Origin of the sequence: Helicobacter jaachi, from assembly GCF_000763135.2 — a bacterium.
GTDB classification, from domain to species: Bacteria; Campylobacterota; Campylobacteria; order Campylobacterales; family Helicobacteraceae; genus Helicobacter_C; species Helicobacter_C jaachi.
On the sequence record NZ_JRPR02000001.1, the window covers coordinates 670747 to 684357 of the forward strand.

Sequence of the window (13611 nt, forward strand, 5' to 3'; positions counted from 1 at the left end):
CTATAATTTCTTAGATTCTATCATTTTTATATTTTATTTGCCCAACTCATTGTAGCCTTACTGAAATGCCCTCTTTTAGGCTTTCTTGATTGTCATAATCTGTAATCATCACAAACTTCACTCCTTGTGGCACTCGCACCTTGAGCGAAGTGGTCGCACCGCTATTATTCACCATATCCACTATGCTTAAATTTTTATCATACAGCACCACGCGCGGATTCCATTTGGAAAAATCTGTAGCCTGAATGTATAAATCCCCGCCCCCACTAAGATTAAGCCAATATTCGCCTGAAGTTTCACGCAGATTTAGGCTCATAGTCTTAGCAAGAAACTTAGTATTTGGCAATTGCGGGTCATTTACCTCAAGCACATAATTCCAGCTTTGCGCATTTATGCGATTAATATCAAGGCAGACAAACCCCCTTTTGCCTAGCTCATCGATGATAATGCCCATATCGGGAGTATGCTCTGTATTAAAGGAAAATTCAATACTTGATAAGCCATTGCTAAGCTCGGCTCTACTTATCACAAAATATGAATAGCCCATGGTTGTGAGGATATTATTTCCAATTTTAGTGAGCAAAATAGGGCTTGTGCGCGAAGTAAAAGTGAGCTTTACCTCGCTTGGCTGCCCAAAGCGCGAGGAGAGCAAGCCATTACTTTTAAGCGCATAGACTATTTTGGCAATATCAAGCCGCCCACTAGTGTAATACATATTTTTATTAGCAAAGATTCTATGCACAAAATTACTATTGACTTGGTAGCTCTGCTCGCCCATAAGATTGCGTAATTTATCATCAAAGGCATCGCCAAATAGTGCGCTTGTTATAATTAGCGCGCATAGAATCTGCCTAAGCAACTGCCCTACCATTCTAAATCACCGCTAAGCTGCTTAAAGCGCGTATAGCCCACATCTACCAAACTTGAACCATCATAATACATTCTCACAGGGTGCTTTGGACTATGGGCAATCTCCTCGCCATTAAGCGTAAGTGTAAAGTTGCTATGTCCCATAACAAAGAGCATTTTGCCATTTAGTTTTATATCATATGCTTTTTGATAGGCAAACTGCTCTTTTGTGCCATCATTTAGATTAATCACCCCTAGCCACAATTCACTATCTGCGTTAATATGCAGCACATTATCATTTTGTGTGTTTTGCTGCTGTGGATTCTGTGTGGCTTGAGCTTCCGCGTTTGTAGGATTAAAAAAGAAATTTTGCTCGGGGTGGTTATTTGCCTGCTCTGTGGTGCTTTGAGTAGATTGCTGCGACTTTGAAGACTCTAATTCTTGGCTTTTTACAGAATCTATTGGCGTTTCAACAAGCGGCTGGGCTTGTATGGCTTGAGGTTTTGTAGTGTCAAAAAACATACCATCATAGGCATTTTCGCTCTCGCTCGCGTTTGCTTGTGTGTCTGCGCTGTGGGTAGATTCTATGGGTGTGAGATTTTCTTTTACAAATGCTTTGTAGGCAAAATATCCCATTAAAGCAAGCAAAACTAGCACCAAAATTACATAAAGCCAAGTGTAAGATTCTGTATCGCTGCTACTTTTGGGCTTATTTTTAAGTGCTAAATCAAGCGCGATATGCTCCCTGTCTTTTTCCTCCTGTTTTTTTGCTATTTCTTGTGCTTTTTGCTTTTCTTTAATTTTTATTTCATTTTCTATGAGTTTTTGGCTTCTTAGTTCCTCATCTTGCTTGCTAATGACTTGCGATACATCGCTCACACTGCCTGATAGCATTTGCTGCTGACATAAAATCCAATCACGCAAATCCACGCCATATTCACGCTCAAGTATTGCAATAAAGCCTTTTGCGCGCACTTTATCAATTTTATCAAATCGCTTCTCAAGCACATCTTCAATCTTTGAGCTAGCTAGCTTTGTGCTTTTGCTAATTTCTTTTAAACCAATGGCTTTGAGCTTTGCAAGCTCCTCATCAAGTAGTTTTGTATTAATGTTTTGCATAATTAATCCTATCTATTAAAATTCCTGCAGCCACACTCACATTGAGTGAATTAAAGTGATGCTCCATTTTGATTGAAAGCATTGTATCAAGTTTGCACTTCAACCGACCTGATAAACCTTGAGATTCACTCCCCAAAAATAAAGCCCATTTTGCTCCTACTTTTACATTGTTTTCGCCATTCATATCCGCGCCAATAAGGCTAAATCCTGCCTCTTTAAGCTTATGGACTAGCTCAAAAATATGCGCCTCCACACTATAGGGAATATGCAAAAATGCCCCACTTGATGAACGAGCAATGCCCTCTAGCGCCTTTTGGCTAAGGCTTGGCAGAGCGATAATTACCCCGCCTACGCCTAATGCATAAGCTGTGCGCATAATAGAGCCGATATTGCCCACATCGCTAATGTTGCACAAAATAAGCAAGGAGGGCTTATCTTTTAAATCTGTAAAATCCGCTGCCTGCGGGGGATTGATACGCACTAGCATACCTTGATGATTTCCTCCATGCGCTAGGGCTTGAGCCTTTTTAGAATCTAGGCGCTTAATGGGCTTATTTAAGCGCAAAAAGCGATTAAATATATTTTTAGGCAGCTCTTTTGAGAGATAAATCTCCTCAATGCGCCATGGACAAGTCTCTAGCGCGTATAAGATAGGCTGCTTACCATAGATAATCACGAGATTTACTTTAGCATTTCTTCATAGCATTGCTTAATGCTTTTGCCGCTCATTTTGCTTAAAATCTTTGCCTTGACTTTGGGTGGAATATCAAGCATTAGCGCTTCTTCATAGCTTAAGGTCTGCTCTTTTTGTGTCTTATCAAAAGCAAAATCAAACACAATCACCCACTCTCCACGAATGATAGAGCCTTCAAGCAGGCTTAAAATCTCTCCCGCACTGCCATAGTAGCGCTGCTCGTGGAGTTTGGTAAGCTCTTTTTGCACAATAATATGCGTATGCGGCAGAAGCAAGGCAATATCTTGGAGCGTTTCTAAGATTCTGTGCGGACTTTCATAGCAAATAGCACTATAAGCCTCACCCATATGCAAATGCGCGAGTTGCAAAAGCTTAGATTGACGCTCTAGTCTTTTATGCGGTAAGAATCCTACAAAAATAAAAGGCGTAGATTCTATACCACTGCCACAAAAAGCGACATTAAGCGCACACGCTCCGGGCAGGACATCAAAGGCAAGATTATGCGCAATAGCCCATGATACAAGTTTAGCGCCCGGGTCGCTAATGCAGGGCGTGCCAGCGTCGCTTAAATACACCACATTTGATTGGAACATATCTGGCGAGATTTGCGCAATAAAGTCATCTTGATTGTGAGAGTGGAAAGATAAAAACTGCTTAGATTCTATAAAAAGCCTCGTGTCCATATCTTCAGGCAGTTCAAGCAGTGCGCGCTCTATGAGCAGCTCTATAAGTTTTTTGCCTACTCTTGTATCCTCGCACAAGATAATATCTGCTTTGCTTATAGTCTGCAGTGCGCGCAGGGTAATATCACTAAGATTGCCAATAGGCGTTGGCACAAGCGTTAGCACGGGCTTATTTCATATTGTATTTTTGCTTAAATTTCTCAACGCGTCCCGTGATGTCTGTGATTTTATCGCTACCTGTGTAGAATGGGTGGCAAAAGCTTGAAATGTCAATGCGCAACTCGCTTTTATTGCTTAATACTTCAATTTGCTTGCCGCTTGTTACGCAAGTTACCTTGCAGGGGACATATTCTGGGTGGATACCTTTTTTCATCGCTCAATCCTTTGTGGGTAAAGTAAAAAGCGTGCATTGTAGCAAACCTCGCTTTAAGTCCTGCTTTAATTTATAGAATCTAAGCTATAACTTTATATTTTGAGGGCTAAAGTGCAGTTTGAACGCGCTTTGTAAGACCGCGCGGCTTTTTGTCAAAAAACAACAAGCGTGGACACGATAGAATCTCACCCTTAAAAAACAAGTTGATAGATTGCAAAGCAAGCTATAACTTTATACTTTAGGCGCAAATATGGGCTTTGCTCATATTTGTAAGACCGCGCGGCTTTTTGTCAAAAAAGCAACAGCGCGGAAATGTATAGAGGAATTTTAAGCAAAAGATTCTATAATCATGCTTTAGATTTTACATTGAAAGGATTGACTTATGGGATTACAAAATGCGTTAGTAAAGGTTTGTGTAGCAGGTTTTATGGGGGCTGTGGTGTTAGGCTGCACGGAGGTTGATACAGCCAAAGCACAAGCAGAAATCCAAGCGGAAGGGCAAGATGTGATTAATGAAGCTGCCACTAAGGCTACTGTGGATTTAATACAGGGCAAGGATTTGAATGAGGTTAAAAAAGGAGTGAAAGAAAATGCCAAAAATGCCGCTAAGCAAAAGGCTGTGAATAAGGCAAAGCAGATTGATAGAAATGTAACCGGAGGCGTAGGCTCTGCTATCTTAGATGCGCAAAAGTAGCTATTTTAGACTCTAGATTCTATAAATTTGGCTATAAGATTTCTTTAAGGCAAAGCTAACCCACAACAGCGTGGAAATGCGCGATAGAATCTAACCTTAAAAAACAAGTTGATAGATTGCAAAGCAAGCTATAACTTTATACTTTAGGCGCAAATGTGAGCTTTGCTTACATTTGTAAGACCGCACAGCGCGTAAGCGCAATAAGTGCGGACATGCATGATAGAATCTAATCCTTAAAAAAACAAGTTGATAGATTGCAAAGCAAGCTATAACTTTATATTTGAATTAGCGTGTATAGTGGCGGCAGGATTTTGGGAATAAAATCGGGGTTTTCAAGCGCAAAACGAGGGAGTTTAGTAAGCCTAAATGACCGAAGTTGCGCGCGCAGAATCCTCGATTTTAACCCAAAAGCCAACGCAGTGGCGCGGAAATGATAGAATCTAGCAAACCTCCTCAACAAAATACTTCGGGCGCTTTTTAGACTCCTCATAAATCTTGCCAATATATTCGCCAATCACACCCAAACTTAACATTTGCACGCCGCTAAAAAAGCTAAGCGGGATAAGCGTAGAAGCCCAGCCTTGCTCCACCACATCGCTAAAAAGTCGCACACATAGCACATACACCCCAAGCAGCAGTGAAAGCACGAAAAATACAAAGCCAATCACGCTCACAAGCCTAAGCGGCGCAATAGAAAAGCTTGTAATCCCACCCCACGCAAAACTTAGCATTTTCCTAAGCGGATATTTAGAATCTCCAGCCAGCCGCTCCAGCCTATCATACTCTACTTGTGCGCTTTTAAAACCAAGCAGCGGAATAATGCCGCGCAAGAATAAATTTGCCTCCTTAAACTCCAGCAAAGAGCGCAGCACACGGCGTGAAAGCAGCCTAAAATCAGCGTGATTATGCACAATTTTCACGCCCAGAAACTGCATTACATCATAAAAGAAAATCGCACTTTTGCGCTTAAATACACTATCTTTTGCGCGGCTTTTACGTACGCCATACACGACTTCACAGCCTTGCTTAAAGTGCGCAATAAACGCATCAAAGGCATTTATATCATCTTGCAAATCTGCATCAATGCTAATAGCGCAATCACACTTATCGCTTACATATTTTAATCCAGCTAGCAGCGCATTTTGATGTCCTACATTGCGTGAGAGTTTAAGGGCTTTGGTGTGAATTTGATGCGGAGTTTGCGTAGTTTTAGTGTGCGGGGGGGGGGGGTATTACCCTGAATGTGCATAGAATCTTGCGCAAAGCCCTTTATCATCTCCCAAGTGCTGTCCCTGCTGCCATCATCGATGTAGCATATAAAGCTTCTAGCATCTATTTCGCCCTGCTGCATCATAGAATCTAGCTTTTGGCTTAGTTTTTCGTGCGTATAGGTGATTATCTCGCTTTCATTATAGCAAGGCACGACGATAGATAAAACAGGCAGCGGCAAGGCTTTGCTAGTATTAAGGCTTATAGAATCTAAATATTTTTCATTCATTTTGCTCTCTTTGTGGCTAAATTTGTGTGCTATTTTAGCATTTTTGCGCGTATTTTGGAGTATTTATAGAATCCAACCTCAAAAAACAAGTTGATAGATTAGCTTTAGCTAAGCTATAACTTTATACTTTAGGCGCAAATGTGAGCTTTGCTTACATTTGTAAGACCGCGCGGAGCTTTAGCTCAATAGCGCGGAATTTATAGAATCTAGATTCTATAAATTCCGCGCTATTGTTTTTTTGAGGTTAGTTTTGTAAAGACCTTAATTTCTAAATACTCGCGCCCTCCAGTGCTAAAAGCCTTAGCTTCATATCCATTCCATAGGCATATCCGCCAAGCACTCCGCCGCAGCGCACTACGCGGTGGCAGGGGATAAGTATCACAAGCGGATTGCAGCGGTTGGCGTTGCCTACAGCACGCGCAGAGCGGGGATTATGAATACTATGGGCAATGTCTTTATATGTCCTTGTTTGCCCATAAGGAATGCGCGCCAAATGCTCCCACACGCTTTCATTAAAGGCGCTCCCTTGCGCAAGATATGGCACATCAAAATTTTTTAGCTGCTTTTGAAAATAAGCCTGCAGCTGTTTGGCGCATTCATCGCTTAATGGCGTTTTTGTATGTGGCAGATGTGTGGGTTTTGCATTCCACACAATGCGCGTGATATAATCCTTAGTGCCATAAATGCCCACATTATGCGCTTTTTGCTCCCATATAATTTTATAAATGCCACCAAAATTACTTTGCATTATAGAATCTACACCTTCAAATTGCACTCTAGCAGTGAAATCTAAAATCTATAGCTTAACATAAGTCGCACGCCTGCGCCGTTTTGCGAGCTTGTGGGGAGGATAAGGCTTTGCATTTGATTTTTATTTGTTATCCCTACACTTTTAGCTAGTCCAAAATCCTGCAGGATAAAGCCCACAGGGTCCATAAGTAGCAAGGCTGTTTTCCCTAAAAAGCGTGAGCCAAGCAGGGTGTTATGATTAGCATTAATATGCAAGGTGGCTTGATAGAATAATTCCCCAAATATCGAGCCAATCGCAGGCGTGATAACTAAATCTTGCCAAGAAGGCACTTCGGCAAATGCCTCCACGCCATATTCCCAAAAAAGCGCAGAAGCAAAAATGCTATACAGCACAGATTCGCTCCAGCTATATCCGGCTATGCGCGGTTGCATATAATATACAGCGCCCCAGTAGGGGTGCGTAATCCAATTTAAAAACCAATCATCGCCATCGACAACCGGTCCTCGCGCAGTTTTAGCGCGCCATTGACTATCAAGATTTACTATCTCTTCTTTATTCCAATTTGTTACGCTCTCTGGCATAAGATACAGCACGCCAGCGCCTACAAGCGTGCCACCAAGCACAAGCGAAGAGCCTAAGGCTAAGTATCCTAGCCTACTCGTGGGCTCATATATGTAGGGTGATTTTGTCATATTTTCCAAAGGAGCAAGATTTGTAAGCGTTGGCTCTTGTGTCAAATCTCCAAAGGCTAGCAATGGGCAAAATGCAAGCAATAGCACACATCGCCATTTGGCAAAAAGGCGTTGGTGCATTTTAGAATCCGCGTATAACTTTGCTTAAAATGGCATCATTTTCTTTAAGTTTGAGTGAGCGCTCTAGCACAGTGCTAATGACTTGCGTAGATTCTCCAAGCAGCGAATTTATAATATTCATAGAATCTATAATCGCCTTTGTTTGCCTAGCAAGTGTAATGCTATCTTTGCTTTGGGCGTTAATATTAACCACCACTTCATTAATATTATTTTGGATATTGCCTAAACTTTCTTTTGAAGTTTGCCCATTTTGTGCCAATGTGGCAAATACAGCGGAGTTACTTTGAATGGTTTGGGATATGCTATGGAGATTTTCTGTTACGCCTTTAATGGTCGTCTCAATCTCACCTAAGCTAGTTTGCGTATTTTCCGCAAGCTTTCTCACTTCATCTGCCACCACAGCAAAGCCTCGCCCATGCTCACCCGCGCGTGCGGCTTCAATAGCGGCGTTGAGCGCTAGTAGGTTAGTTTGCTCTGAAACATTATAGATAAGCTCTAGCGCGTTTTGGATAGACATTACACTTTGGCTCAAATCATTTAGGCGCGTGTTTAGCTCATTTTGGCTAGCAATACTTTGGTCTATATCGTGCAGAAGTTGCGTGATATGCCCGCTAGTGCTGTCAAGATAGTCTTTGCTTTGATTGATTGTCTCTTGGGCTGTGCTAGCAGATTCTATATTTTTATCTAAGCCCGCGACAATATTATTGCCATGCTGAGCGTTTTCTTGAGTTTTATCACCGATATGGGACACATTATCTTTTAGATTCACAATGTATTCATTGAGTTTGACAATCTCAGCACTCGTTTCGCCAGCAATCTCAATAGTCTGCTTCATCTTATCGATGAAAGAGTTAATAAACACGCTAATGATAAGTAGCTCATCATCTTTGCCGCGCTCAAGTTTGAGCGTGCCACCGGCGGTGAGCTTCTCTCCACCTTTTGAGACTTCTTGCAAATAAGTAACCACACTTTGAGAATCTCGCGTGAAATTGCGCAGGATACTAAAGACAACAAACATCGTGCCAATGGTAATTGCCATAATAAGAACGAGGATTCCCATAATGAGATTTGACTGCCAAATGGCTCTATTGCGAATATCAGCAAGTGAGTCAAGATTTTTTAGCATGCTAACAAGGGAATGAGAGCTTTCATTCATACCTGTGGCAATACCCTCAAGATTGCTCGTAGAGGTGGCTAGCTTTTTATTTGTCACATTTGAAGTTTCAGAGATTCTATCGATTAAAATACCATAAATCTCCTCAAAATACCCCTGTAAGCGTAAAGCAATGGTCTTGCTATCGCCGCTATTTAGCACTTGGGCAATTTTGGGATAAAATCCTTGCAAATCGCTATCATTGCGGATAAAGCTTTCATTCCAACTTTTTGTCATTTGGATAATAAGATTTTTATTTGCATTATCCTCTGGATTAATGACTAGCTTAATGAGTTTAGCATTAAGCGCGCCGATGAATTCAAACTGCTCGATTAAGCCTTCAATATCTTTCATTGACTCTTCTGTATCTTTAACATGGCTTTGCATAATATTAATCTGCTCTGTGGCTTTGTTTGAGAGAGATTCTAGATTCTTAGAATTACTTTGCACCACTTGGATAGAGCTTTCCTCTGTGGAAACAAAGCTAGAAAATGAATATTTAAATACAAAAAATAGCAATGCAGTAATAATAATAAGCGCGGAAAGTATGTTAAAGCTTACATTAAGCCGCGTGGAAAGCTTAAGATTTCTAAATCGTTGTATAATCGAGCCAAAATCTGACATTCTATCTCCTTAAAGATAAAGATTTGCAAGGATTTGCCCATATTTAAATATGGGCAGAGATTTATTTACCTGCAACTTGTGCTTTGTTTGGATTATCCGCAGCTTGTGCAATCATGCAGCCTTCAAGCTCTTTAGCATCAGCGGCATTATCGACTTTTTTAAGCCAGCGATTAATTTGTGCCATTGTTTTAGAAGCAGGGTCTGGAGCGTCATACTTTTTCATTAAAGATGCGCAATCTGCTAGCATAAGGCTAGGAAGCCCTATGATGAGGGCTGTAAGGATAAGTTTTTTCATTTATATGCTCCTTTTTAGAATCTCAAAATATAGGCTAGAGCGATATTTTGGTTAGTTTCATCAACACTTGGTGTTGCAATAGGTGCAGTTGGAGTGTTATAATCTAGTTGCTGGAGAGTATAGCTTAGGCGGAAAAACTGATTTAAGTCTAGCTGCCAAATCGCATACACATCATTTACTGTCCCACGAGTGCTGCGGAAGTTGAATGGGTCATTAAGACTTACACGCGAAAACGCATACCAATATTTGCTACCCTTAAAGAATTCATAACCTATCTTAAAATAAGAACCTAAGTCATAGCGTAATCCCGCATGCACAGCATAGCCATTCTCGTTGGCAAAAGGTAACATGATAGGCTCTCCATTGCTGCCTTTGTAGTAGCTGTATGAGGCAAACCAATGTAAGCCACTACCGAGCAATCTATCATTTTCTATATGCACATTTACATATTGCATATCGCCCACATTTTTTGCTGGAAAGGTGGCTGTAGCAGTTTGAACACGAGGTGTAGCGTAGTTCATGAGGTTAATGTAGGTTAGCATAAAAAGATTTGTCCCAAAGCTTTTAGGCAAGAAAGGCGTTTCAAATGCACCAAATACCAAATTAGCGTCTGAAGCCTCTTTATTACCCCAGATATTTCCGCCAGCGCTTGTGCTATTTAAAGTGAGCGGTTGATATACTTTAGAATATCCTACACGTAAAGCCGCATCAGTGTAGGGCTTAAGTGTAAATACCGCGCCATCACCTAGTGCATTTACCGCTAGTGCAGGGTAGGTGCTCATACGAGCAGAACTATTGCGGAGATTTGAGCCCGGACCATCTGTGCCGGGAAGTCGCCCAATAGTCAAAGCTGCCCATTTACCCATATAAATATCTACATATGCGCGCTCTACATATACGGCACTTCCACCAGCTACACCACGACCAGCATCAAGCGTGCCAAGAGTTCCAACAAGTGGATAGCCAGATTCTAAATCCCCAAATGCCTTTGTCATAGACAATCGCCCTGTGAATTTAGTGTATTTATTAATATCAGCATTCATATTGAGGTAAAGCCCCATCATCCAGCGGTTGTTGTAGTTTTCCTTAAGATTTGCGCCACCTGTTTTCTCTCTGTGCGTGATGTTATTCACAGAAGTGTTAAACTCCATACCGAACTTTACTTTATTTAATGTCGCGGCAACTTCGTTAGCATCGACGCGGTCATTAATTTCATTCACATCAGATTCTAAGGCTTTGAGCCTCTCCTCAATTGTCGCAGCATTTGCCAAAGAGGAAAGTAAAAGCAATCCCCCACCTAGTGCCATCACTTTGTGTTTTAGCATCATAAAAGCTCCTTAAAGTTAAAGTTAAGCTTGGATTATCTTAAGTTTTTGCTTTATTTTTGCTAAAAGATAACATTTAGCTTACTTAAAAAATTAAAATATCCTTATTTGTGTAACTTTTATAGGCAATTATTACTTTAATATACGCTTTTAAATATGCTTAAAAGGTTTTGATAACATTTTGTAAAATATTATATAATTTTGTATTGGAGATAGAATCTGGTGCGGTGCTTTTAGATTCTATAAAAACCCATTTTCACAAGGAGGCAAAGATGAAAAAACTATTTCTTATTATCGGTGCGCCCGGCTCTGGTAAGACTACAGATGCGCAGCTTATTGCAAAGGCAAATGCAGATTCTATCGTGCATTACTCTACAGGCGATTTACTGCGCGCAGAGGTGGCAAGCGGGAGCGAGCAGGGGAAAATCATTAATGGCTTTATTAGTAAAGGCAACCTCGTGCCGCTTGATATTGTGGTTGGCACGATTGTCAATGCCATTGCCAATGCGCCAAAAGATATTATTATAATCGATGGCTATCCGCGCAGTGTGGAGCAAATGCAGGCTTTAGATGAAAAGCTAAAGAGCCAAACTCAAGTGCGCTTAGTGAGCGTAATAGAAGTGGAGGTGAGCGAGGCAGTGGCGCGAGAGCGTGTGCTAGGGCGCGCAAGGGGGGCTGATGATAATGTCGAGGTGTTTAATAATCGTATGAGCGTGTATCTTACGCCGCTAAAAGAGATAGAATCTTTTTATACTTCGCTTAATGTCTTGCATAAAATTAATGGCGAGCGCAGCATTGAAGCTATTGTGAGCGAAATGGAGCAGTTTATTAAAAGTAAGATTTAAAGGTTAGATTCTATAAATTCCGCGCTGTTGCTTTTGCTAGCACAAAAGCCGCGCGGTCTTGTTTGCTGGCAAGTAAATTGCCCTCAAACGCCTAAAGTATAAAGTTATAGCTGCTTTAAGCATCTATCAACTTAGTTTTTAAAGGTTAGATTCTATAAAATCGAGCAAAGGGGTGCATATGCATATTGACCTACATAATCACACCACGCTCTGTAACCACGCCACAGGCACTATGCGCGCCTACATTGAGCAGGCGTTGTGCTGTGGCATTGATGTATTTGGGTTTTCCTGCCATGCGCCTATGGCATTTGATGAGCAATATCGTATGAGTTTGGCGCAAATGCCTATGTATTGCCAAGATGTGCAGGATTTACAGGCGCAATTTAGCGGGCAAATAGAGATTTTGTGCGCGCTGGAGGTGGATTATATCCTTGATAAAACATATCTTATAGAATCTGCAGTGCTTAATTATCCTTTTGATTATCTTATCGGCTCGGTGCATTTTTTGGATAATTGGGGGTTTGATAATCCTGCGTTTATCGGCGAATACAAGGCGCGCGATATGGAGCAGTGTTGGAGTGAATATCTGCACGCCATTGCGCAAATGGCTCAAAGTGGGCATTTTCAAATTGTAGGGCATTTGGATTTATTAAAAATTTTTGGCGCAAAGCTTATGGATATGCAATCAACGCATTTAAAGCGCGCTTTAGAATCTATTGCTGATAATCACTTGGCTATCGAGCTTAATCCCGCTGGGTGGCGCAAGCCTGTAAATGAGGCATATCCAAGTATAGATATTTTACGCAAGGCTTATGAGTTGGGCATTCCTATCACTTTTGGTTCAGACGCGCATGATGTGGCGCATATTGGCTTTAAATATAAAGAGTTGTGTGAGTTGGCTAGAAGTGTGGGCTATACGCGCGCGCGCTATTTTCGCCAAAAGCAGAGCATTGAGGTGGCGTTTTAGTAAGATGAGAATCTACGCGCTGCACGCTATTACAAAGGCTTTATACTTCTGTGGTGCTAATGCCATATTTTTCTTCTAGCGTTTTGCCAAAATTCGTAGCAAAGCCCTCGCAAAAGCGCATTCCATACAGCAGCACAAACCACGATACATAAATCCATAGCATCATAAATAAAAAAATAGAGATAGGTCCATAGACGCTCTTATAAGTTTGGTTGTAAAACACATAATACACAAAACCCCATTTTGTGAGCAGCCACACGCCAGCGGTGAGCAGGCTTGCAACGACAAGAGAGAGGAGCTTTAGGGGTTTGTTGGCTGAAAGCTTAAAAAGTAAGAAAAACATCGCCCAAGTGAGCAAATAAGGCAATAAATCAAATAAGATGCTTAAATCTGCTGTGCCTTTGAGCGTTTTTTGCACTTCGCCGCTAAAATAGATAGAAAATGCCAGCGCCACAGGGAAAAGCGTAATCATCGTCCAATACATCACAAGCGAGTCAAAAAACTTGCGCGGTGTAGAGTTAAACATTTTAGCCGCGATGTATTCGTAGTTACGAAAGAATAAAATAGAGGCTACAAGCGTGTATCCTAGCCCCATCATTCCTAGTGAAGAGCTATTTTTCATAAAAGTGTCAAGGTATTGAGAAATCACATCTGTGTGCGTGGGCATGATATTTGTAAGGATTAAATCGCGGAATTGCTCAATTTGTGATTGAAAAGTGGGGAGATTAACAAAAATAGAAAAAATAATGAGCAAAAGTGGCACGATAGCAAAAATCGTATAAAAGCTTAAAGACGCAGCATAAAAGCTTAGCTCTCTATCGGCTACAAAGTCCCACACGCTTTTAAGCTTCCCTGATATGAGGAGGCACACCTCGCGCCCTTTGAGCCAAGCTGTGCGGATAAATCTCTCTTGTTCTTGCATATTAATC

General features: G+C 41.3%; 16 protein-coding genes. 3 read left to right on the plus strand and 13 right to left on the minus strand.

The features are described 5' to 3' along the window. Positions 1–46: 46 nt before the first annotated feature. From LS71_RS03440 to rpmE, 5 genes are read right to left on the minus strand one after another with little or no spacing between them, the layout of a single operon-like run. Positions 47–871 (minus strand): hypothetical protein, encoded by an 825-nt coding sequence (locus tag LS71_RS03440; protein WP_238700296.1) that lies wholly within the window; start codon positions 869–871, stop codon positions 47–49. Further along, positions 865–1968, minus strand: a complete 1104-nt coding sequence (locus LS71_RS03445) for a hypothetical protein (RefSeq protein WP_034355021.1) — start codon at positions 1966–1968, stop codon at positions 865–867. Before LS71_RS03445 ends, LS71_RS03440 begins: the two co-directional genes overlap by 7 nt. Continuing rightward, positions 1955–2644: a 23S rRNA (guanosine(2251)-2'-O)-methyltransferase RlmB gene (rlmB, locus tag LS71_RS03450; RefSeq protein ID WP_034355025.1), complete on the minus strand. Its 690-nt coding sequence runs from the start codon at positions 2642–2644 to the stop codon at positions 1955–1957. The genes LS71_RS03445 and rlmB overlap by 14 nt, the downstream gene beginning before the upstream one ends. Positions 2645–2649: 5 nt before the next feature. Continuing rightward, positions 2650–3510: a 16S rRNA (cytidine(1402)-2'-O)-methyltransferase gene (gene rsmI, locus LS71_RS03455; RefSeq protein WP_034355027.1), complete on the minus strand. Its 861-nt coding sequence runs from the start codon at positions 3508–3510 to the stop codon at positions 2650–2652. Positions 3511–3514: 4 nt separating this feature from the next. After that, positions 3515–3718: a 50S ribosomal protein L31 gene (gene rpmE / locus LS71_RS03460; RefSeq protein WP_034355030.1), complete on the minus strand. Its 204-nt coding sequence runs from the start codon at positions 3716–3718 to the stop codon at positions 3515–3517. Positions 3719–4100: 382 nt separating this feature from the next. On the opposite strand from rpmE, the gene LS71_RS03465 reads away from it, so the two are divergent. Then, positions 4101–4412, plus strand: coding sequence for a hypothetical protein (locus LS71_RS03465; RefSeq protein WP_034355033.1), 312 nt, complete (start codon positions 4101–4103; stop codon positions 4410–4412). Between the two features lie 440 nt (positions 4413–4852). On the opposite strand, the gene LS71_RS03470 is transcribed toward LS71_RS03465, so the two are convergent. The 7 genes from LS71_RS03470 to LS71_RS03495 all read right to left on the minus strand — a co-directional run bounded on the left by LS71_RS03470 (position 4853) and on the right by LS71_RS03495 (position 10873). Further along, entirely contained in the window at positions 4853–5599 is a 747-nt protein-coding gene (locus tag LS71_RS03470; protein ID WP_420810248.1) for a glycosyltransferase, read from the minus strand. Beyond that, positions 5563–5910: a glycosyltransferase gene (locus LS71_RS09795; protein WP_275050981.1), complete on the minus strand. Its 348-nt coding sequence runs from the start codon at positions 5908–5910 to the stop codon at positions 5563–5565. The genes LS71_RS03470 and LS71_RS09795 overlap by 37 nt, the downstream gene beginning before the upstream one ends. 268 nt (positions 5911–6178) lie before the next feature. Further along, entirely contained in the window at positions 6179–6658 is a 480-nt protein-coding gene (locus tag LS71_RS03475) for a methylated-DNA--[protein]-cysteine S-methyltransferase (RefSeq protein ID WP_034355036.1), read from the minus strand. A 41-nt stretch (positions 6659–6699) separates the two neighbouring features. Then, positions 6700–7473: a DUF3943 domain-containing protein gene (locus LS71_RS03480; RefSeq protein ID WP_081946272.1), complete on the minus strand. Its 774-nt coding sequence runs from the start codon at positions 7471–7473 to the stop codon at positions 6700–6702. 1 nt (position 7474) lies between these two features. Then, on the minus strand, positions 7475–9250 hold the full coding sequence (locus tag LS71_RS03485) for a methyl-accepting chemotaxis protein (protein WP_034355041.1): 1776 nt from the start codon (positions 9248–9250) through the stop codon (positions 7475–7477). 61 nt (positions 9251–9311) lie between these two features. Then, positions 9312–9545: a hypothetical protein gene (locus tag LS71_RS03490; RefSeq protein WP_034355044.1), complete on the minus strand. Its 234-nt coding sequence runs from the start codon at positions 9543–9545 to the stop codon at positions 9312–9314. A 14-nt stretch (positions 9546–9559) separates the two neighbouring features. Next, entirely contained in the window at positions 9560–10873 is a 1314-nt protein-coding gene (locus tag LS71_RS03495; RefSeq protein WP_238700297.1) for a DUF3373 family protein, read from the minus strand. Between the two features lie 269 nt (positions 10874–11142). On the opposite strand from LS71_RS03495, the gene LS71_RS03500 reads away from it, so the two are divergent. Both LS71_RS03500 and LS71_RS03505 read left to right on the plus strand, forming a co-directional pair. Beyond that, positions 11143–11715, plus strand: a complete 573-nt coding sequence (locus LS71_RS03500) for an adenylate kinase (RefSeq protein WP_034355047.1) — start codon at positions 11143–11145, stop codon at positions 11713–11715. A 178-nt stretch (positions 11716–11893) separates the two neighbouring features. Further along, positions 11894–12682 carry a histidinol-phosphatase gene (locus LS71_RS03505; protein ID WP_034354956.1) on the plus strand — a complete coding sequence of 263 codons (789 nt, stop codon included), beginning with the start codon at positions 11894–11896 and terminating at the stop codon, positions 12680–12682. Positions 12683–12722: 40 nt separating this feature from the next. Here LS71_RS03505 and LS71_RS03510 read toward each other — a convergent pair whose 3' ends face one another. Next, positions 12723–13610, minus strand: a complete 888-nt coding sequence (locus LS71_RS03510; RefSeq protein ID WP_034354953.1) for a YihY family inner membrane protein — start codon at positions 13608–13610, stop codon at positions 12723–12725. Between the last annotated feature and the right edge of the window lies 1 nt (position 13611).